At 73.8% G+C, this 18,000-nt stretch carries 15 protein-coding genes and 1 pseudogene; 2 read left to right on the forward strand and 14 right to left on the reverse strand.

The features are described 5' to 3' along the window. Positions 1–62: 62 nt before the first annotated feature. The 6 genes and pseudogenes from IE244_RS08910 to IE244_RS08935 all read right to left on the reverse strand — a co-directional run bounded on the left by IE244_RS08910 (position 63) and on the right by IE244_RS08935 (position 6,211). Complete coding sequence (locus IE244_RS08910; protein ID WP_191872270.1) at positions 63–836, reverse strand: GvpL/GvpF family gas vesicle protein; 774 nt, start codon at positions 834–836, stop codon at positions 63–65. Further along, positions 833–1,252 (reverse strand): gas vesicle structural protein GvpA, encoded by a 420-nt coding sequence (locus IE244_RS08915; RefSeq protein ID WP_031168168.1) that lies wholly within the window; start codon positions 1,250–1,252, stop codon positions 833–835. Before IE244_RS08915 ends, IE244_RS08910 begins: the two co-directional genes overlap by 4 nt. A 70-nt stretch (positions 1,253–1,322) precedes the next feature. Next, positions 1,323–1,718 carry a gas vesicle protein GvpO gene (locus IE244_RS08920; RefSeq protein ID WP_191872272.1) on the reverse strand — a complete coding sequence of 132 codons (396 nt, stop codon included), beginning with the start codon at positions 1,716–1,718 and terminating at the stop codon, positions 1,323–1,325. Between the two features lie 46 nt (positions 1,719–1,764). After that, positions 1,765–2,701: pseudogene (gene ligD / locus IE244_RS08925) on the reverse strand (non-homologous end-joining DNA ligase). Then, positions 2,698–4,545, reverse strand: a complete 1,848-nt coding sequence (locus tag IE244_RS08930) for a transketolase (protein WP_191872274.1) — start codon at positions 4,543–4,545, stop codon at positions 2,698–2,700. The pseudogene ligD and the gene IE244_RS08930 overlap by 4 nt, the downstream one beginning before the upstream one ends. Before the next feature lie 73 nt (positions 4,546–4,618). Continuing rightward, positions 4,619–6,211, reverse strand: a complete 1,593-nt coding sequence (locus IE244_RS08935; protein WP_191872276.1) for an NAD(P)/FAD-dependent oxidoreductase — start codon at positions 6,209–6,211, stop codon at positions 4,619–4,621. A gap of 202 nt (positions 6,212–6,413) precedes the next feature. Between IE244_RS08935 and IE244_RS08940 the strand changes: the two genes are divergently transcribed. Continuing rightward, positions 6,414–7,370 (forward strand): LLM class F420-dependent oxidoreductase, encoded by a 957-nt coding sequence (locus tag IE244_RS08940; RefSeq protein WP_191872278.1) that lies wholly within the window; start codon positions 6,414–6,416, stop codon positions 7,368–7,370. Between the two features lie 127 nt (positions 7,371–7,497). On the opposite strand, the gene IE244_RS08945 is transcribed toward IE244_RS08940, so the two are convergent. Further along, positions 7,498–7,917: a phage holin family protein gene (locus IE244_RS08945; RefSeq protein WP_191872280.1), complete on the reverse strand. Its 420-nt coding sequence runs from the start codon at positions 7,915–7,917 to the stop codon at positions 7,498–7,500. 80 nt (positions 7,918–7,997) lie between these two features. On the opposite strand from IE244_RS08945, the gene IE244_RS08950 reads away from it, so the two are divergent. Further along, a complete protein-coding gene (locus tag IE244_RS08950; RefSeq protein WP_031168183.1) occupies positions 7,998–8,345 on the forward strand; it encodes a VOC family protein in 348 nt (115 codons plus the stop codon). A 5-nt stretch (positions 8,346–8,350) separates the two neighbouring features. On the opposite strand, the gene IE244_RS08955 is transcribed toward IE244_RS08950, so the two are convergent. The 7 genes from IE244_RS08955 to IE244_RS08985 form a co-directional block, all read right to left on the reverse strand. Then, positions 8,351–10,312 carry a DUF5107 domain-containing protein gene (locus IE244_RS08955; protein ID WP_191872282.1) on the reverse strand — a complete coding sequence of 654 codons (1,962 nt, stop codon included), beginning with the start codon at positions 10,310–10,312 and terminating at the stop codon, positions 8,351–8,353. Between the two features lie 69 nt (positions 10,313–10,381). Continuing rightward, complete coding sequence (locus IE244_RS08960) at positions 10,382–10,933, reverse strand: GNAT family N-acetyltransferase (protein ID WP_191872285.1); 552 nt, start codon at positions 10,931–10,933, stop codon at positions 10,382–10,384. Positions 10,934–10,991: 58 nt separating this feature from the next. Then, complete coding sequence (locus tag IE244_RS08965) at positions 10,992–12,872, reverse strand: CocE/NonD family hydrolase (protein ID WP_191872287.1); 1,881 nt, start codon at positions 12,870–12,872, stop codon at positions 10,992–10,994. Positions 12,873–12,943: 71 nt separating this feature from the next. Then, positions 12,944–13,867 carry a S66 peptidase family protein gene (locus IE244_RS08970; protein WP_191872289.1) on the reverse strand — a complete coding sequence of 308 codons (924 nt, stop codon included), beginning with the start codon at positions 13,865–13,867 and terminating at the stop codon, positions 12,944–12,946. Further along, positions 13,864–15,828, reverse strand: coding sequence for a prolyl oligopeptidase family serine peptidase (locus tag IE244_RS08975; RefSeq protein WP_191872291.1), 1,965 nt, complete (start codon positions 15,826–15,828; stop codon positions 13,864–13,866). Before IE244_RS08975 ends, IE244_RS08970 begins: the two co-directional genes overlap by 4 nt. Before the next feature lie 3 nt (positions 15,829–15,831). Next, positions 15,832–17,148: a M20/M25/M40 family metallo-hydrolase gene (locus tag IE244_RS08980; protein ID WP_191872293.1), complete on the reverse strand. Its 1,317-nt coding sequence runs from the start codon at positions 17,146–17,148 to the stop codon at positions 15,832–15,834. Next, positions 17,141–17,974 carry a M55 family metallopeptidase gene (locus IE244_RS08985; RefSeq protein ID WP_031168195.1) on the reverse strand — a complete coding sequence of 278 codons (834 nt, stop codon included), beginning with the start codon at positions 17,972–17,974 and terminating at the stop codon, positions 17,141–17,143. Before IE244_RS08985 ends, IE244_RS08980 begins: the two co-directional genes overlap by 8 nt. Positions 17,975–18,000 lie beyond the last annotated feature (26 nt).

The following is an 18,000-nucleotide window of genomic DNA, read 5'->3' on the forward strand; positions in this document are numbered from 1 at the left end:
GGACTCCTCCCTTCCGTCCCGGGCCCGCCCCGTCACCTACGCCCCGGTGTCCTGGCCGTCACCTACGCCCCGGTGTCCTGGTCGGCGCCCGCGGCGCCGGCCGCCGGCTGGGCGGGGCCTGGCTCGACGAAGCTGTACGGCGGCAGCGGGCCGTTGACGCGCAGCTCCAGATGGGGGCGGGCGGCGCGGACCCGCTCGACGGCGGCCAGGAACTCCTCCGCCGCGTCCCGGGCCACCAGGAAGGAGACGTTGAGCAGCCAGCCCGTGGACTGCGGGCCGGCGCTGACCGCGGCGGCGGCCGGCTCCAGCTCGGCCTGCACCTCGGCGGCGTCCTCGGCCTCCTTGGCCTTGACCGCGGCCGCGACCATCTCACCGAGGCGCAGCTTGTCGTCGTAACCGCCGCCGCCGGCACGCCGGTTGGCCTCGGCGAGGCTGCGGATCTCGGCGTGCTCGGCCATCACCCGATGCAGCACGGCATCTTCGACGTGGCTGGCCTTGACGTTGTACTCGACCCTGCCGTCCAGGGCCTTCAGCCGCTCCAGGTAGTGCTCGGCGCGCTCGTCGAGCACCTGGACGACCGTGTCGTCGTCGGGGGCCACGTTCCCGAACCGCATGGGCAGCACACAGCCGCCGGCGCCGGTCTCGGCGAGCACGTTCTGGTGCGCGAGCAGGTCCCGGCGCTTGGCCCGCAGCCCCTCCGGGGCGTCGCTGACCACGGCGGCCAGCTCGCCGGAGATGAGGACCCGCACCGGCCGGGCCGGCTCGCCCACGCCGGTCATGCCCTCCGGGAGGGCGGCGTGCGAACGGCCGGTGATCCCGTAGACATAGGTGCTCACTCCTGCTCCTCCTTCCGGCGGGCCGTGGACTTACGGGGGCGGGGCCGGGCCTCGCCGCCCTCCTCGCGGGCCTGCTTGAACGCGTCGGAGATGGTCTCCGCGGCTCCGGACAAGGCGCCCTTGGACTTGCCGCGAGCACCGGACTCGGTGATCTCGCCGACCAGGTCGGGCAGCCCGGGGCTCTTGCGGGGCCCCGCCTCCAGGTCGAGGCGGTTGCACGCCTCGGCGAACCGCAGGTAGGTGTCGACGCTGGCCACCACGACCCGTACGTCGATCTTCAGGATCTCGATGCCGACCAGGGAGACCCGCACGAAGGCGTCGATCACCAGTCCCCTGTCCAGGACCAGTTCGAGTACGTCGTAGAGGCCGCTGCTGCCACCTCCGCCTCCGGTCTGCTGTGCCGGGACTACGGTCATGCCGGCCATTCCTCCTCTTGAGTAGTCGGTGCCAGGGTGGCTGCGCGGACGCGGCAGGCGGTGGGGCGGCCTACCGGCCGCCGGTTCGGCGCGCGTCGGCCCGTCCGCGTTCGTAGCGGCGAACGCGCCGGTAGCCGGTGAGCTGCCCGTCCTGGTCGATGTCGACCTGGTAGCCCGCCATCAGGCTCATCGTGTCCGGCACCCTCGCGAGTTCGAGGACCTCCACCTCCAGCACCCATCCGTCCTCGGTCTGCTCGAAGGAGGTCACCGACTCGGGGGCGAGCCCGGTGAGTTCGGCGAGCTGGGAACGGGCCTGGCGCAGCACCTCCATCGGGGCCGGCCGTCGCTCCCGCGCCTTGTTCTGCGTGTCACTCCGCGTGTCGTTCCGCGTGTCGTTCTGTGGCTCCTGTGAGTTTTGGGGTTCCCGTGAACTCTGTGACTTGGATGTGTGGTTTGTGTTCGACATGGCCACCTCCCTCTGCGGGTGGCCTCTCATCCCCTGGCCAAACCTTTCAGGAGCGGATGTCCGCGAGGCGCCGCCGGGCCGGGCCCAGGGCGCGCCCCCGCTGCGGCACGCTCGCCCAGGGGTCGGTACGGGCCTGGTCGGCGGCGTCGGCGATGGTCCAGCGGCGGGCGTCGAGCCCGGGGTCGTCCAGCTGCTCCCAGGCGAGGGGGACGGCGACGGGGGCGCCGGGGCGGGCCCGGACCGTGTAGGGGGGCGACGGCGGTCTGGGCGTAGGCGTTGCGCTGCACGTCGAGGTAGAGCCGGTCGCCGCGGTCCTGTTTGCGGGCGGCGGTGGTGAGCCGGCCGGGATGCCGGGAAACGGCCGCCTCGGCGACGTCATGGGCGAACCGGCGCACCTCGTCGAAGTCGTGGCGGCCGTTCAGGGGGACGACGAGATGGAGTCCGCGCGAGCCGGTGGTCATGGGCGCGGCGGGCAGTTCCAGCTCGTCCAGCAGCTCCCGCAGCCATCCGGCCGCCTCCCGGACCCGGGCGAAGTCGTCCCCGGCGGGGTCCAGGTCGAAGACCAGCCGGTCGGGGTGGTCGGCGCCACCGGCCCGGTCGGTGCGCGAGAGCCAGCGGTGCAGGGTGAGACAGGCCTGGTCGGCCAGGTAGAGCAGGGTGGCGGTGTCGCCGCAGACCACATGGGTGACCGTGCCGCCCTCCTTGGCGACCTCGACCCGCTCGATCCAGTCCGGATAGTGCTCCGGGGTGTTCTTCTGCATGAACCGCTGCCCGTCGATGCCGTCCGGGTAGCGCTCCAGCATCAGCGGACGGCCCCGCAGGTGCGGCAGGAGGCAGGGGGCGATGCTCCGGTAGTAGTCGGCGAGGTCGCCCTTGGTGTACTCCTTCGCGCCCCCGCCGCCCGGGAAGAGCACCTTCCCGGGCCGCTGGATCGCGACCGAACGGCGGCCCGCCCGCAGGGTCCGCGCGTCGGCGGCGCTCATCGCACGACCGCCTCCTCCACCAGCAGCTTGGCGGCGGCAGCGATGCCCACGGCGTCGATGCCGGCCGCGTGCAGCTGCTCGTCGGGCGCCGCCGAACCCGGCATGGTCCGCACCGCGAGCCGGACCAGCCGGGGTACGGGCCGGCCGTCGCCGAAGGCCTCCGCGACGGCGTCGCCGAGGCCGCCCTCGGCGTGGTGGTCCTCCACGGTCAGCAGACAGCCGGTCTCCTCGGCGGCCCGGCGCAGCGTGTCCACGTCGACGGGCTTGACCGAGTACAGGTCGATCACCCGCACCAGGATGCCGTCCTCGGCGAGCCGGTCGGCCGCGGCCAGCGCCTCGGGCACGGTGACCCCGGCCGCGACGACCGTCAGCCGGTCCTCCTCGCTGCTGACGAGCGTCTTGCTGCCGCCCACCGGGAACTCCTCCCCGGGGCCGTAGATCACCGGTGTCTTGCCGCGGGAGGTGCGCAGATAGCGGATGCCGTCGAGGCCGGCCATGGCCGCGACCAGCCGGGCGGTCTGGTTGGCGTCGCACGGGTACAGCACCGTCGAGCCGTGCACGGCACGGAACATCGCGAGGTCCTCCAGGCCCATCTGGGAGGGCCCGTCCTGGCCGATCGCGACACCGGCGTGCGAGCCGACCAGGTTGACGCCGGCACCGCTGATCGACGCCATCCGCACGAAGTCGTAGGCGCGGGTGAGGAAGGCGGCGAACGTCGAGGCGTACGGCAGCCAGCCCCGCGTGGCCATGCCGACGGCCGCGGCGACCAGCTGCTGCTCGGCGATGTAGCACTCGAAGAACCGCTCGGGATGGGCCTTGGCGAACTCCTCGGTGCGGGTGGAGTCGCCGACCTCGCCGTCCAGGGCGACGACGTCGCCGCGGGCGGTGCCGAGCGCGGCGAGGGCCGCGCCGAAGGCGTCCCGGGTCGCGACCTGGTCGCCCTCGTCGTAGCGCGGGAGCTGGAGCACCTCGGTGGTCACGTCCCGCAGCGCGGCGGCGGCCGGCGGCTCGCTGACCCGGACGGGCACCTCGCGCGGCCCGCCGAGTTCGGCGACGGCCCCCTCGGCGTCCGGCAGCGGCTTGCCGTGGTGGCCCTCCATGTCCTCGACGGCGGCGACGCCCTTGCCCTTGAGGGTGCGGGCGAGGATCGCCACGGGCTGCCCGGCCGTGGACAGCGCCTCACCGTAGGCCCGGTCGATCTTGTCGACGTCATGGCCGTCGATCTCGATGGTGTGCCAGCCGAAGGCCTGGAACCGGCGGGCGTAGGCGTCCAGGTCGTGGCCGTGCCGGGTCGGACCGCGCTGCCCGAGCCGGTTGACGTCGACGATCGTGATCAGGTTGTCGAGGTGCTCGTACCCGGCGTGTTCGGCGGCCTCCCACACCGAGCCCTCCGCCAGCTCGCTGTCTCCGCACAGCACCCACACCCGGTAGCCGGTGCGCTCCAGCCGCTTTCCGGCGAGGGCGATGCCGACGCCGACCGGCAGGCCCTGGCCGAGGGATCCGGTGGCCGTCTCCACCCAGGGCAGCCGTCGGGGCGTCGGGTGTCCTTCGAGCCGGCTGCCGATCTTGCGGAAGGTGAGCAGCTCGCCGTCCTCGACGGCCCCGGCCGCCTTGTACGCGGCGTACAGCAGGGGTGACGCGTGTCCCTTGGACAGCACGAAACGGTCGTTGGCGGGGTGCTCGGGGCGTTCGAAGTCGTAGCGCAGGTGGTGGGCGAGGAGGACGGCCATCAGGTCGGCTGCGGACATCGAGGAGGTGGGGTGCCCGGATCCCGCGGCGGCGGACGCCCGCACGCTGTCCACGCGCAACTGCTGTCCCAGTTCGGCGAGTTCGGCGGTGTTCATGAGTCTCCTTGCACAGAGTCGAGGGGGTCACGGCCCGGACCCGGGGGCCGGGCAGGGCCCGCGGCCCGCACCATCACGAAGCGGCGGGCCCCGGAGGATCGGTGCGCCTGACCGGGCCAGGGGCGGGGTGGTCCGGTCGGTCCGCACGCCTGACCGGACCCGGGGCGGGATGGTCCGGCGGATCGGTACGCCTCACCGGGCCCGAAACGCCGCGGTCCGGTGGATCCGTACGCCTCACCGGGCCCGGGGCAGGGTGATCTCCCTGTTCGCCGGAGGGTTCGTGGGCGGTTGTGGCCTGGGGTCTGTCCGGGCGGTCGGGGGTGCCCGGCCCAGCCCCCTCGTCCGCGCCGGACCGTGCAGGTCCGCCCGGGACGCGGGCCAGTTCCGGGGAGGCCGTGTCCAGGGGGACCGACCAGGAGCGTACGAGGCCCAACTGGACGCCCTGGCGCGGAAGTACCGCGTCCAGCAGCCAGTCGGCGGCCACCCGGACGCGGTTGCCGGGCAGCGCGGCCAGGTGGTAGCCGCGGGTGACCACGCCGGCCGCCGGGCCGGAGAGCGGGATGCCGAACGGGTTCGCGGCGGCCCGTGCCCCGCCGAGGTCGACCGCGAAACCCAGGTCGCGGTGGCGATAGGGCCGCCGGCGCCGACCGAGCCCGAGCGAGGCGGCCACGTTCTCGCCGGCCACCCGCCCCTGCCGCCACGCGTGCTGGGCCGTCATCGGCGTGAACTCGCCCGGGCGCTCCAGGTCGGGTACGGCGGCCGCGTCCCCGCAGCCGGACACCTCGGGCCGGCCGGGCACCCGCAGATGCGGGTCGACGATCAGGCGGCCCCGTTCCAGCGGCTGCCCCAGGGCTTCCACCAGCGGATCCGGGCGGACGCCCACGCACCACACCAGGGTCCGGGACGGCACGAACTCCCCGTCGGTGAGCAGCACCCCGTCACGGGTGGCCTCCTTCACCGACGTACCCATCCGCACGTGCACCCCCCGCGCCCGCAGCACCCGGTCGGCGGTGCGGGACAGCCGCCGGTCCATCTCCGGCAGCACGCGCTCCGCCACGTCCAGCAGCAGCCAGCGGGGCCGCACGCCGGGCAGCGGGCTGCGGCGCGCCAGCCCGTCGGTGAGCAGCTGCATGTGGGCGGCCACCTCGGTGCCGGTGTATCCGGCGCCGACCACCACGAAGGTGCACCGGGCGGCGCGGGCCTCCACGTCGTCCTCCGCGGCCGCGAGCTCCACCTGCCGGGTCACGTGGTCGCGCAGGTACAGCGCCTCCGGCAGCCCGCGGAACCCGTGCGCGTGCTCGGCGACCCCGGGGACGGGCAGCAGCTTGTTGACGCTGCCCACGCACAGCACCAGCCGGTCGTAGCCGAGGGTGCCCGCACCGCCCTCGGGGTCGGTGTAGTGGACGGTGCGCCCGTCCAGGTCGACGCCGCCCGCCTCGCCGAGCACCAGCCGCACCCCGTGCAGGGTGCCCGGCAGCGACACGGTGACCCTGCGGGCCTCCAGGACGCCGGCGGCGACCTGGGGCAGCAGCGGCAGGTACAGGAAGTAGTCGGTCGGGTTCAGCAGTGTGATGTCGGCCCGGTTCCGGGTGAGGCGGGCCAGTGTGCGGGCAGCCCGGTACCCGGCGAACCCGGCGCCGACGATCACGATGTGAGGTCGGCTCACGGTGCGCCTCCGGCGGTGTGGCTCGTCCGAGGCTTTCCGCGTAACCGGGGCAGGGGCACCCAAACGCCCGGCGGGTCACCCGTACGCCGGTCACGGCACCCGAACGCGGCACCGCCCGTGTTTCGCACCGGGGGCCCCGGTTACCCGGGCCCGGGCCGGAATCACACGGCGACCGGCCGCGCCCACACGGAGGTTGTGTCCCATGCCCGAGTACGGCTATTTCCTGGCGAGCGAGGAGCATGACCCCGCCGCACTCGTCGAGCAGGCCCGGATGGCCGAGCAGGCCGGCTTCCAGGCGCTGTGGATCTCCGACCACTTCCACCCGTGGAACGACGCGCAGGGGCAGAGCGCCTTCGTCTGGTCGGTGATCGGTGCCCTGTCGGAGGCGGTGTCGCTGCCGGTCGAGACGGCGGTGACCTGCCCGACCGTGCGGATGCACCCGGCGGTGACGGCGCAGGCCGCGGCGACGAGCGCGGTGATGAGCGAGGGCCGGTTCCGGCTCGGCGTCGGCACGGGTGAGGCGCTCAACGAGCACATCCTCGGCGACCGCTGGCCCCCGCTGCACATCCGCCTGGAGATGCTGGAGGAGGCGATCCAGGTGATGCGCCGGCTGTTCACCGGGGAGGAGGTCAACCACCACGGGACGCACTACACCGTGGAGAACGCGCGCCTGTACACCGTGCCCGACGAGCCCGTCCCGATCGACATCTCCGGCTTCGGGCCGAAGGCGACGGCGCTGGCCGCCCGGGTGGGCGACGGCTACATCACGATGATGCCCGAGGAGGAGGCGGTCACGCAGTTCCGCAAGGGCGGGGGCGGGGCGAAGCCGGTCAGCGGCGGGACGAAGGTCTGTTACGGCACCGACCGCGAGGAGTGCGTCCGCACGGTCCACTCGCTCTGGTACAACGAGCTGCTGCCCGGGGAGATGGGGCAGGTGCTGCCCTCGCCGCGGCACTTCGAGCAGTTGCACGAGCTGGTCACCGAGGACATGGTGCGCGAGAAGGTGGTGTGCGGGGACGACCCGGACCAGCATGTGTCCTCGCTGCGGGCCTTCGCCGACGCCGGGTTCGACCGGGTCTACGTGAACCAGATCGGCGCGGATCAGAAGGGGTTCTTCGACTTCTACCGCACGAAGGTGCTGCCCCGGCTCGGCCGGTGAGGCACGGTGAGGCAGGGGTGAGGAGCGCACGGGTGAGGAGCGGGGGTGGTTCGGTTGCGCTTCCGCCGCTGCCTCGCCCCTGCTCCTCACCGCTGCTCCTCAGCCCGCCTCGGACGTACTCCGGTCCTCAGGCCCTGTGGTGACCGGTGTCCGGGGGTTCCGCCGGCATCGGCGGGTACGGCATGCCCAGGCCGCTCGGCGGGGCGCCCGGGGCGGTGCCGCCGATGACGTGGGCGGGAGCCGACGGGTGGCTGTGCTTCGGGTGGGCCGCGCCGCGCAGGGCGTAGGCCACCGCGCCCAGGATCGCCGCCGTGATCAGGGCGGCGGCCCAGCCGGGCAGGCCGATCGCCAGCGCGAGGCCGGCGGCCAGGGCCACGGCGGCGCCCGCGTACAGCGCTGCGGCGCCGGAGGCCGCGTACAGCAAGGCGGTGCGGCGCTGCTTGCGGCTCTGCTCGCGCAGCTCGTCGCGCACCGTCTCGCGTGCCACCTGCGCCAGCTCTTCGACAAGGTGCTTGTCCAGGTGTTCCAGGTGATCCGAACGGTCCATACCCCGCGGGTACCCGGCGGGCACGGCGGGTAACGCGAGCGCCCTGCACGGCCCCGGCCGCCCCAACTAGGCTCGGGCGCATGGAGATTCTGGGCGCCTCGCTGCGCATCTGCGTCGACGACCTCGAAACCGCGGTCCCCTTCTACGAGCGGCTGGCGGGCGGCACGGCCCTGCGCTTCGAGCGCGGTGGGGTGCAGGTGGCCGCGATCGGTTCCTTCCTGCTGATGAGCGGACCCGAGGCGGAACTGGAGATCCTGCGCAAGGTCGTGGCGACCATCGCCGTCAAGGACGTGGACGAGGCCCACCGGCTGCTGACCGACCTCGGCGCCCATGTGATCGCGGGGCCGGTGCCGACGCCGGTGGGCCGGAATCTGATCGCGATGCATCCGGACGGGTCGGTGTTCGAGTACGTCGACCAGCACGGCTGAGCCGGTCAGGCCGTCTCGGGCCGCGTCCGGAAGTCGTGGCGGGCGGGCAGCGGCTCGTCGGTGAGCCGGGCCCACAGCCGGCCGATCGCCTCCTCGCCCTCCCGCAGGTCGGCGACCTCGAAGCCCGCGTCGAAGACGGCCCGTGCCTCCTCACGCCGTCCCTCGGCGAGGAGCAGCTCGGCCTCCAGCAGGCGGAACCGGCCGCGCCTGCGGACGGCGGGCAGCAGCCGGTCCCAGACGGCGCGGGCGTCGGCCGTCCGCCGCGCCCGGAGCAGCGCCCCGAGCGCTTCCCGGCCGAGCGCGGCGACGGCGGCGGTCCATGCCTCGCCGTCGTCGCGCCGCTCGCGACACAGGTCGTCGAAGGCGTCGGCGTAACGTTCGGCGGCCCGCTCGTGGTGGCCGGACTCCTGGTCGGCGACGGCCAGGCAGCGCAGCGACGGCCACAGGGACGGGGCGAGGAGGAGGGCGCGCTCCCAGCTGCGGACCGCCTGGGCGCGGTCGCCGGCGTGCCACTGGGCGACGCCGAGGTGGTACTCGGTGTGCGGGGTGGCGGGCGCGGTCTCCAGCATGTCCCGCCAGTGGGGGGCGACGAGCGTCTCGCCGGGCGGCCGTACCCGGCGCGGCTCGGGCAGGGAACCGGTGCGCAGCAGTTCCCGCCAGGGTGCCTGGGGTGCGCCCAGGGTGGACGCGGGGAACGGGGTGCCGGGCAGCTTCCAGTCGGTGCGCAGCACTTCGAGCGCGCCCCAGCCGGATCCGGTGGCCAGCGTCTCGCCGGGTTCGGTGTCGGCGTACGGTTTCCAGGCCGCGTACGCCGCCTCGACGCGGGCGCGGGGCAGCACCGACTCCAGCCGTTCCCCGGCCCGTCGGACGGCCTGTGTCCACGCGCCGTCGGGGGGTGCGTCGAGCGGGCCGTACGCCTCCAGCCAGGAGAGCTCGCTCCCGGCCTCCAGCCGGACGTGTTCCAGCTGGGTGCGGGCGAGGCCGGCCTGGATCTCGCAGTAGCCGCCGGTGCCGGGTGCGGTCAGCCACTCCTGCCAGCGCCGTCCGCCGGGCCGGTTGCCCCACACGAAGAGCTTGCGGCCGCGCAGCAGGTCGGTGGAGGTCTGGACGAGCCCGTGCCCGTCGGCGTCCAGCGCGGCGATCCAGCGGCGGCGGCCGTCCGGCACGTCGTAGAAGTAGTCGGCGGCGTAAGGGCTGTTGAGGGGGCGGCTGCGGTCGATGCCGTCGTGCGTCGGGACGGGCACCTTGCGCAGGCGGCGCTCGTGGCCGAACTGCCAGGCCTCGTCGGCGGGGGCGAGGACCCGGACCTCCTCCGGCACCGCGGTGTTGGACCACCAGCAGGTGGGCACCGGCCGCTCGTGCGGGTTGCGGACGCGGACGCCGGCGTAGAGGAAGTCGGAGCCGTCGGGCAGCCACAGGTCGACCTGGAAGGGCAGGTCGCGCAGGCGTTCCCACTCCCACAGGCGCAGCATCTCTCCCCCGTCAGGGGCGGGGACGCGGGCGGCGTGCAGGGGCGCGCAGGCGAGCGTGGTGTGGCCGGTGGCGCCGATGTTCCATTCGATGCCGCCGGAGTACCAGGCGCCGTTGAGGGCGAAGCCGGCGGGCTGGAACACCGGGTTGCGGTAGAGGAGTTCGCGTCCGGTGGGCAGGTGGAGCAGGGAGACGACGCGGCCGCCGAGGCCGGGCAGGACGGTGGCGCGCAGCCGGTCGTTCTCGATCACCAGGGCGTCCAGGGCGCGGGGTTCGCGGGTTCTGTCGTAGCCGTCGCGGACGCGGACGGGGAGCAGGCTGTGCAGCGGCTCGTGGCCGAGCCGGCGGGCCATGTCCCCGGGCATGCCGTCCCGGTCGCGGTCGTCGGTGCGGTGCGTCTCGTCGAGGGGGCGCAGCGGGGGCAGCGGGTTGTCCGGGCCCAACCGCGCGGCGGGCAGCGTCAGTACCTCACGTCGGATCCTCGTCACGATGGCCATGCAACCCGGCGGCGCGGCACTCGGCCAGGGGAGCTGCTGGTCAGGATTGCGCAAAGGCGCCCGCGGCGCTCAGCCTGCGGACCGCATCTCGGCGGTGAGCGCCCAGCGTTCGTGATCGCGCCAGGCACCGTCGATGTAGATCATGTTCGGTGAGAAGCCCTCGCGCCGGAACCCGGCGCCCCGGGCGAGCGCGACGGAGGCGGTGTTCTCCGGCTGGGCGTTGATCTCCAGCCGGTGCAGCCCCAGCGGCCCGAAGGCGTACCCGATGACCAGGTCGAGGCCCTCGCGCATCAGGCCGCGCCCGGCGGCGTGCGCGAAGGCCCCGTAGCCGAGGGCGCCGCACTGGAAGCCGCCGCGCACGATGTTGTTGATGTTGATGAAGCCGGCGATGCCCCCGCTGTCCTTCTCACACACGAGGAACCCGGCCTTGGCCGGGTCCTCGATCAGCCGGCCGGCGTAGACGGCGTAGCCCTCGTCGGTGTCCGGCGGGAACAGCCAGGGCCGGTGCAGGTCCTTGCTCTCGCGGGCCCGCGCGGTGAACTCGGGGCCGTCCTCGGGGGTGAAGTGACGGATCGCCACGCGGGCGCCCTCGGCGAGGTAGTGGGGTGCGGTGTGCGGCATCGGGCCAGCGTACGGCGTCCCCGCCCGCCCCGCCGCCGGATATCGCGTCCCGGGCCGCTCACCCGCCGACGACCGGCAGTCGCAGCACCCCGGTGTCCCCGGGTGCGCTGACGACGGTCACCGGCTTGATCCCCCGGTTGCCGAAGTAGGCGTCGTCGCTCGCCGCGATCACGAACCGCAGCCGGTGCCCGGCCGCGTACCGGTGCACGATGCCCGGCAGGGTGACGGTGAAACTCTTGGTCACGTCGGGCACCCGGACCGGTGCGACCAGCCGGTGGACCAGCGTCTGGGTGCCGTCGGGCGCGACGTCGTACAACTTGGCGAACAGCACCAGCCGGTCGGCGGCGTCGCCGGAGTCCTGGGTGCGCTCGGCCGCCGGGGAGACGACCCTGAGGGTGGCCTGCGGGGCGCCGGCGACGTCGAGGTCCCGGGTGAGCGCCGCGCCGGTCCAGGCGAGGTAGGTGCCCTCGGTGTCGTACGGCGCCGGGTCGGGCAGGCCGACGGATCCGGTCAGGGAGCTTTCGGAATGGCTCGTGGGGACGGCCTGGTTGGTGTAGCCGCGGCTGCCGGGGGCCACCTCGGCGCGGTCGCCGACGAGCTTGCCGTCCCCGGAGAGGTAGAGGGTACGGCTGAGGGCGGGGACCCCGTCGGCGGTGGCGTAGGTGTGGGCGGGGTCGGTGATCCAGTCCCGGTAGTAGGCGAAGGCGGGACCGGTGCCGGCGCTGCGGTCCTGCTTCAGGTAGTGGTCGAACCAGGCGAGGATGCGCCGGCCGACGTAGCTGGCCTCCAGAGTGCCCTGGGTCATGTTGAGTTCGCCGGGCGCGGGGTCGGTCATGCCGCCGCTGTGGCCCCAGGACTGCCAGACGAGCGCGGTCGGGGTGCCCTGGGCCCTGAGCGTGCGGTAACTGGCGGTCGCCTCGTTGAGGTTGAACAGGCTGTCGGCCTGCCCCTGGACGAGCAGCGTGGGCGCCCGGACGCCGCGGAGGTAGGTCGCCGGGGAGACGCTGCGGGCGTAGGCGAGCAGCCGTGCGGTGCGATCGGCCGGGTAGCTGCCGGAGTTGAGCGTGCGTACGGTGTCGCAGACCGCGGAGACGAAGTGCAGACAGGCCAGCGAATTGATCCGGGAGGGATCGAGGCCGGGGACGGTCAGCGGCTGGCCCTCGCCGGCCAGGTAGAAGCCGTTGGTCCACTGCCATTTGAACGCGCCGGGCACCTGGGGGGCGCCGACGGCGTTGTTCGGGTCCAGCGCGTAGGCGAGGTCGTTCCACGTGATGAGCGGGGCGAGGGCGTCGAGGCGGTGGTCGGCGGAGGCGGTGGCCAGCTGGATCGCGCCGCCGTAGGAGCCGCCGATCATGCCGACGCGGGGGTCGCCGGGGGCGTCCAGGGTGACGAAGTCGGCGCGGGTCCCGTCGTCGGCGGCACGCTTGCCGCCGAGGAAGTCGACCAGCCGGGAGGCGGCCCTGCCGTCGATGCCGGGATCGTCCATGGAGATCAGGCAGCCGCTCTGGCCGAAGCCGAGGCCGGAGTAGACGAGGGCGACGTAACCGCGTTCGGCGAAGATCTTGCCGATGGCGTCGGTGGAACCGTCCGACTTGCTGCCGCCGAAGCCGTTGGTGCCGAGGACGGCGGGTGCGGGGTGGGCGTGGTCGACCCCGGCGGGGCGGTACAGGTCGGCGTCGACCGCACAGCTGCGCCCGCCCGCCCGGACGGTGAACTTCAGCGGGGTGACGGTGTACCGGCCGCTCGCGCGGGCCGGTCCGGCGGTGAGCGCGAGGGGGGCGGCGAGGGCCGCGCCGAGGAGCGCGGCGAGGGCCTTTTGTCCTAGGGCGGCACGGGATCGGGACGCGCGGCGGCGCACCGGTCGGGGCACACGTCGGGGCACGGGGTCCTCCACACTGAGGCACACGGATACCGGCCAGCGGGTCTGGCCGAGGAGCATGCTGTGACACGTGTCAGGCGCGGGTCAATCGACGCGCACATGGTTTCTTGACGGGGATTCAGTGGACGCGGTCAGCGCAGCGCGGGCTCGTCGAGCGTCAACGTGGCGTTGTCAGCGTCGAGTTCGGCCGCGACGCCGAAGGGTATCGTCAGCGCGCCCGCGCAGTGGCCGAAGCCGAACTCCTCCACCACCGGCACACCGAGCGCGCCGAGCCGGTCGGCCAGCAACGGCCGTATCCGCTCGTAGCGGGAGCAGTTCCGCCAGGATCCGAGCAGGACGCCACGCACCTGCTCCAGCCAGCCGGCGCGCAGCAGCTGGGTGAGATAGCGGTCCAGCCGGTACGTCTCCTCGCCCACGTCCTCCAGGCACAGCAGCCCGCCGGCCGCGGAGGGACGCGCGTGCGGGGTGCCCAGTTCCGCGGCGAGCAGGCACAGGCAGCCGCCCAGGGTGACCCCGCGGGCCCGGCCGGGCACCAGGGCCGTGCCGCCGGAGGCGAGGGTGCGGACGGTCTCGGGGGCGAAGAGCGTGGCCCGCAGATGCTCCTGGGTCCGGTCGTTCTTGATGAAGTCGACGCCGGCGGCCACCGGCCCGTGCAACGTGGCGAGCCCGAGGCGGGTGGCGAAGGCCTCGTGCAGGACGGTGACGTCGCTGAAGCCGACGAAGACCTTCGGCCCGGCGGCCCGCAGGGCGTCCCAGTCCAGCAGGTCGACCATGCGCTGCGCCCCGTACCCGCCGCGGGCGCACAGCACCGCGTCGACGGCCGGGTCGCACCAGGCGTTCTGCAGATCCGCGGCGCGGTCGGCGTCCGTGCCGGCCAGATAGCCGAACTCGGCGTGCCGGTCCAGGACGTGCGGCCCGACCACCGGGTCGAGGTCCCAGCCGCGCAGCACGTCGAGCCCCGCCTGGAGCCGCTCCTCGGGCACCACCCCGCTGGTGGCGACGACGGCCACCCGGGCGCCCGGAGCCAGCCGCCTCGGCCTCGTCAGTTCCTTCACGTGCGCAGCTCCAGTCTCGGGACCCCGGGCACGTCCAGCCCGAACACCTGGGCGTACAGGGAGATTTCGGCCTCCAGGGCGCGGATCATCGTATCGGCCCGCCGGAACCCGTGTCCTTCCCCCTCGAAGGTGATAAAAGCGTGCGGCAGGCCCCGGCCCGCGATCCGGGCGAGGAAGCGCTCGCACTGGGCGGGCGGGCAGATCACGTCGTCCAGTCCCTGGAGCAGCAGGAACGGCACGGTGAGCCGGTCGGCGTGCGCGGTCGGCGACCGCTCGGCGTACCGGGCCGGCACCTCGGCGAGCGGTCCGATCAGCGACTCCAGGTAGCGGGACTCGAAGTCGTGGGTCTCGCCGGGGCCCCAGGTGGCCAGGTCGAGGATCGGGTAGACGATGGTGCCGCAGGCGTAGACGTCGGTCGTGGTCAGGGAGGCGGCGGTGGTCCAGCCTCCGGCGCTGCCGCCGCGGATCGCGAGCCGGGCCGGGTCGGCGGTGCCCTCCTCGGCGAGGGCGCGGGCGACGGCCGCGCAGTCCTCCACGTCGACCACGCCCCACTGCTCGCGCAGCCGCTCGCGGTAGGCCCGGCCGTAGCCGGTGGAGCCGCCGTAGTTCACCTCGGCGACCCCGATGCCCCGGGAGGTGAAGTAGGCGACGGCCAGGTCCAGCACGAGCGGCGCCCGGCCGGTCGGGCCGCCGTGCGCCCAGATGACGTACGGGGGCGCTTCGCCGTCGGGCGCGGTCCGTTCGGGGTGGTGCGGCGGGTAGACGTGGGCGTGCACCTCGCGGCCGTCCGGTCCGGTGAAGGTGCGGATGCGCGGCTCGGGGTAGTAGGCGGGGTCGACGGCGTCCCGGTGCCGGGCGCCGATGGCACGGGCCCGGCCGGTGGCGATGTCCAGCTCGACCACTTCGTACCCGGTGCGCGGGCTGGCGCCCACGGCGACGACCCGCCCGCCGTGGACGGCGAGGGTGGCGCCGAACTCGGTCCACGGTCCGGCGGCGTCGACGATCTCGCTGGTTTCTGTATCCAATATCCCGAGTACGGTCGACCCTCGACCGTGGACGACCGCGACCAGGCCGTTGTCCAGCGGCGCGAACCAGCGCAGGCCCGGCTTCCACAGCGGTCCGGCGAACTCCTCCTCGCGCTCGCACAGCGGGGTGCCGTCCCGGTACAGGTTCCACCAGCCGCTGCGGTCGCTCGCATACAGAAGACGGTTGTCCGTGGACCATTCGGCCTGCGCGATCGCTTCCTCGGGCCCGCCGGCGACCGTGTGGACGGTATGCAGGGTGCCCTCGGCAGCGATCTCGCCGACGAGCAGTTCCGTGCCGTCCCACGGCATGCGCGGATGGTCCCAGCCGAGCCAGGCCGCCCGGCGGCCGTCGGGGGAGACACGGGGGCCGGTGACGAACCGGTGGCGGCCGTCGGTCAGTTCCCGCACGGCGGAGCGGTCCTCGGCGGCGGAGCCGTCCAGCGGTACGGCCGCCAGGACCCGCCGTACGTCCGAGGGGCCGTCCCCGGTGAACTCCTCCAGCACGCACCACACCTCGCCGCGCGCGAGGTCCAGGTGGGGGTCGGCCCAGCGCAGTCCGGCGCCGACCGGGGAGAGCGGGGTCAGCGGGCGCGGCTCGCCGCCGGGCTCGTACCGGTACAGCCGCTGGTCGGCGAAGTGCGTGAACACGAGGAGTGCTCCGCCGTCGCGCACCGCCCCGGTCCAGGGCCGGCCGCCGTACTCCATGACCCGGTTGCGCACGTTCCACGGTGCGGGCAGCACGGCCTGCTCCGTGCCCTCGGCCGTGCGCCGCACCAGCGCCCGGCGGCCGCCCTCCGCCGGCCGGGGCTCGGTCCACCACACCTCGTCCCCGACGAAGCCCACCCACTCCGGCTGTCCGTCGTGCGCGGCGGCCAGCGCCGCGTCGACCGGCGACGGCCATGATCCGTACGGCGACGTCCGCACCGCGTCCCCCATCCCCTAGACCGTCCGCAGGAAGCGGTCGAGCACCCGGACGCCGAAGTGCAGCGCCTCGACGGGCACACGCTCGTCCACACCGTGGAACAGCGCCTGGTAGTCGAGGCCTTCAGGCAGCTTCAGCGGGGCGAAACCATAGCCGGTGATGCCGAGCCGGGAGAACTGCTTGGCGTCCGTGCCGCCCGACATGCAGTACGGCACCACATGGCCGTCGGGCGCGAAGTGGGCGACGGCGGCCCGCATCCGCGCGAACGTCGGCGAGTCCACCGGTGCCTGCAGGGCCACCTCACGGTGAGCGAACTCCCAGCTCACGTCGGGGCCGGTCAATCGGTCGAGGGTGGCGGTGAACTCCTCCTCGGCGCCCGCCAGATAGCGGCCGTCCACATAGGCCACCGCCTCGCCGGGAATCACGTTCAGCTTGTAACCGGCGTCCAGCATGGTCGGGTTGGCGCTGTTGCGGACGGTCGCCTCCACCAGCTCGGCCGCCGGGCCGAGCTTCTCCAGCAGCCGGTCCACGTCCGTGAAGTCGGGCTCGACGCCGTACAGGGCGGCGAGTTGGGCGAGCGCGGCCCGGACGGTCGGGGTCAGCCGCGGCGGCCACTCGTACGCGCCGATCCGGGTGACGGCGGCGGCGAGCCGGGTCACCGCGTTCTCCCTGTTCACCTTCGAGCCGTGCCCGGCCCGGCCGCGCGCGGTGAGCTTCAGCCAGGCGGTGCCCCGCTCCCCCGCCGCGATCGGATAGATCTGCCGGCCGGCACCGTCGTGGAAGGTGAACGCTCCCGACTCGCCGATGCCCTCGGTGCAGCCCTCGAACAGCTCGGGATGCTCGTCGGCGAGGAAGCCGGAGCCGTCCTCGGCGCTGGCCTCCTCGTCGGCGGTGAACGCGATGACGAGGTCCCGGCGCGGCCGTACGCCCGCGCGGGCCCAGCCGCGGACGACCGCGAGGATCATCGCGTCCATGTTCTTCATGTCGACGGCGCCCCGCCCCCACACCACCCCGTCGCGGATCTCGCCGGAGAACGGGTCGACGCTCCAGTCGGCGGCCTCGGCGGGCACCACGTCGAGATGACCGTGGACCAGCAGCGCGTCGGCCGACGGGTCGGTGCCCTCGATGCGGGCGACGACGTTGGTACGGCCCGGTGTGCGCTCCAGCAGCAGTGGCTCCACGCCCGCACCGGCAAGCCGCTCGGCCGCGTACTCGGCGGCGGGCCGCTCCCGGCAGTCCCCGCCGCCGCGGTTGGTGGTGTCGATGCGGATCAGGCCGGAGGTGAACTCCACGACCTCGGCCAGGGCCAGCTCATCGGCCTGCTGGTCAGCCATACTGCTCCTCCACGGCGGCGGAGACGATCGTGGTGACCGCCTTGAACGTCCTGATCCCCTCGTACATGGTGGCGCTGGTGTACGCCACCTTCCGCTCCCCGATCCGGGTGACCCCGGGCACGACGGTCGCGGCCTGCGCCAGATGCTCCGCGTCGAACTCCACGGCGACGGTGAAGGGCCCGGCCTCCACGGGCGCGTGCCGCACCGCCAGCCGTGCGGCCTCCTTGGCGGCGGCGCGGATGTCGGCGGCGGTACGCGCGGGGGTCCGGCACACCGCCGCGTACCGCGACACATGGTCCTTGACGGCGACCTTCAGGGCTTCCGGCGCGTAGCCGAGCGCGTCCTCGCAGGCCACGTCGTCGCCGGTGACGAGGACGACGGGGACGCCGTACTCCGCGACGACGTGCGCGTTGAGCAGGCCCTCGCTGGCGCGGACGTCGTTCAGCCACACCCCGGTGATCTGGTTGGCGAGGTAGGTGTGGGCGAGCACGCCCTCCATGCCGGCGCCCGCGTGGTAGCCGACCAGCGCGATGCCGTCCACGTCGCCGTGCTGCACGCCCTCCACCATGGACAGCGCCTTGTGGCGTCCGGTGAGCATCTCGACCCGCTCGTCCAGCCGCTCCAGCAGCAGATTGCGCATGGTCCAGTGGGCCTCGTTGACGACCACCTGATCGGCGCCGCCGTCGAAGAATCCCTGCGCGGCGGCGTTCACGTCCGAGGTGAACATCGACCGGCACCGCTCCCACTGCGGCGTCCCCGGCAGCACGTCGGCCGGCCAGGTGACGCCCGTGGCCCCCTCCATGTCGGCACTGATGAGGATCTTCATGGTGCTTCACGTTACGCGTCGGCGCG

Origin of the sequence: Streptomyces filipinensis, from assembly GCF_014649495.1 — a bacterium.
GTDB lineage: Bacteria > Actinomycetota > Actinomycetes > Streptomycetales > Streptomycetaceae > Streptomyces > Streptomyces filipinensis.

Bases quoted from the DNA above. Each gene is read 5' to 3' on its own strand.
- IE244_RS08915 (WP_031168168.1), bottom strand. From the start codon at position 1,252: ATGACCGTAGTCCCGGCACAGCAGACCGGAGGCGGAGGTGGCAGCAGC.
- IE244_RS08920 (WP_191872272.1), bottom strand. From the start codon at position 1,718: ATGTCGAACACAAACCACACATCCAAGTCACAGAGTTCACGGGAACCC.
- IE244_RS08965 (WP_191872287.1), bottom strand. From the start codon at position 12,872: ATGCTCCTCGGCCAGACCCGCTGGCCGGTATCCGTGTGCCTCAGTGTG.
- IE244_RS08930 (WP_191872274.1), bottom strand. From the start codon at position 4,545: ATGAACACCGCCGAACTCGCCGAACTGGGACAGCAGTTGCGCGTGGAC.
- IE244_RS08975 (WP_191872291.1), bottom strand. From the start codon at position 15,828: ATGGGGGACGCGGTGCGGACGTCGCCGTACGGATCATGGCCGTCGCCG.
- IE244_RS08950 (WP_031168183.1), top strand. From the start codon at position 7,998: ATGGAGATTCTGGGCGCCTCGCTGCGCATCTGCGTCGACGACCTCGAA.
- IE244_RS08940 (WP_191872278.1), top strand. From the start codon at position 6,414: ATGCCCGAGTACGGCTATTTCCTGGCGAGCGAGGAGCATGACCCCGCC.
- IE244_RS08960 (WP_191872285.1), bottom strand. From the start codon at position 10,933: ATGCCGCACACCGCACCCCACTACCTCGCCGAGGGCGCCCGCGTGGCG.
- IE244_RS08985 (WP_031168195.1), bottom strand. From the start codon at position 17,974: ATGAAGATCCTCATCAGTGCCGACATGGAGGGGGCCACGGGCGTCACC.
- IE244_RS08955 (WP_191872282.1), bottom strand. From the start codon at position 10,312: ATGGCCATCGTGACGAGGATCCGACGTGAGGTACTGACGCTGCCCGCC.
- IE244_RS08980 (WP_191872293.1), bottom strand. From the start codon at position 17,148: ATGGCTGACCAGCAGGCCGATGAGCTGGCCCTGGCCGAGGTCGTGGAG.
- IE244_RS08945 (WP_191872280.1), bottom strand. From the start codon at position 7,917: ATGGACCGTTCGGATCACCTGGAACACCTGGACAAGCACCTTGTCGAA.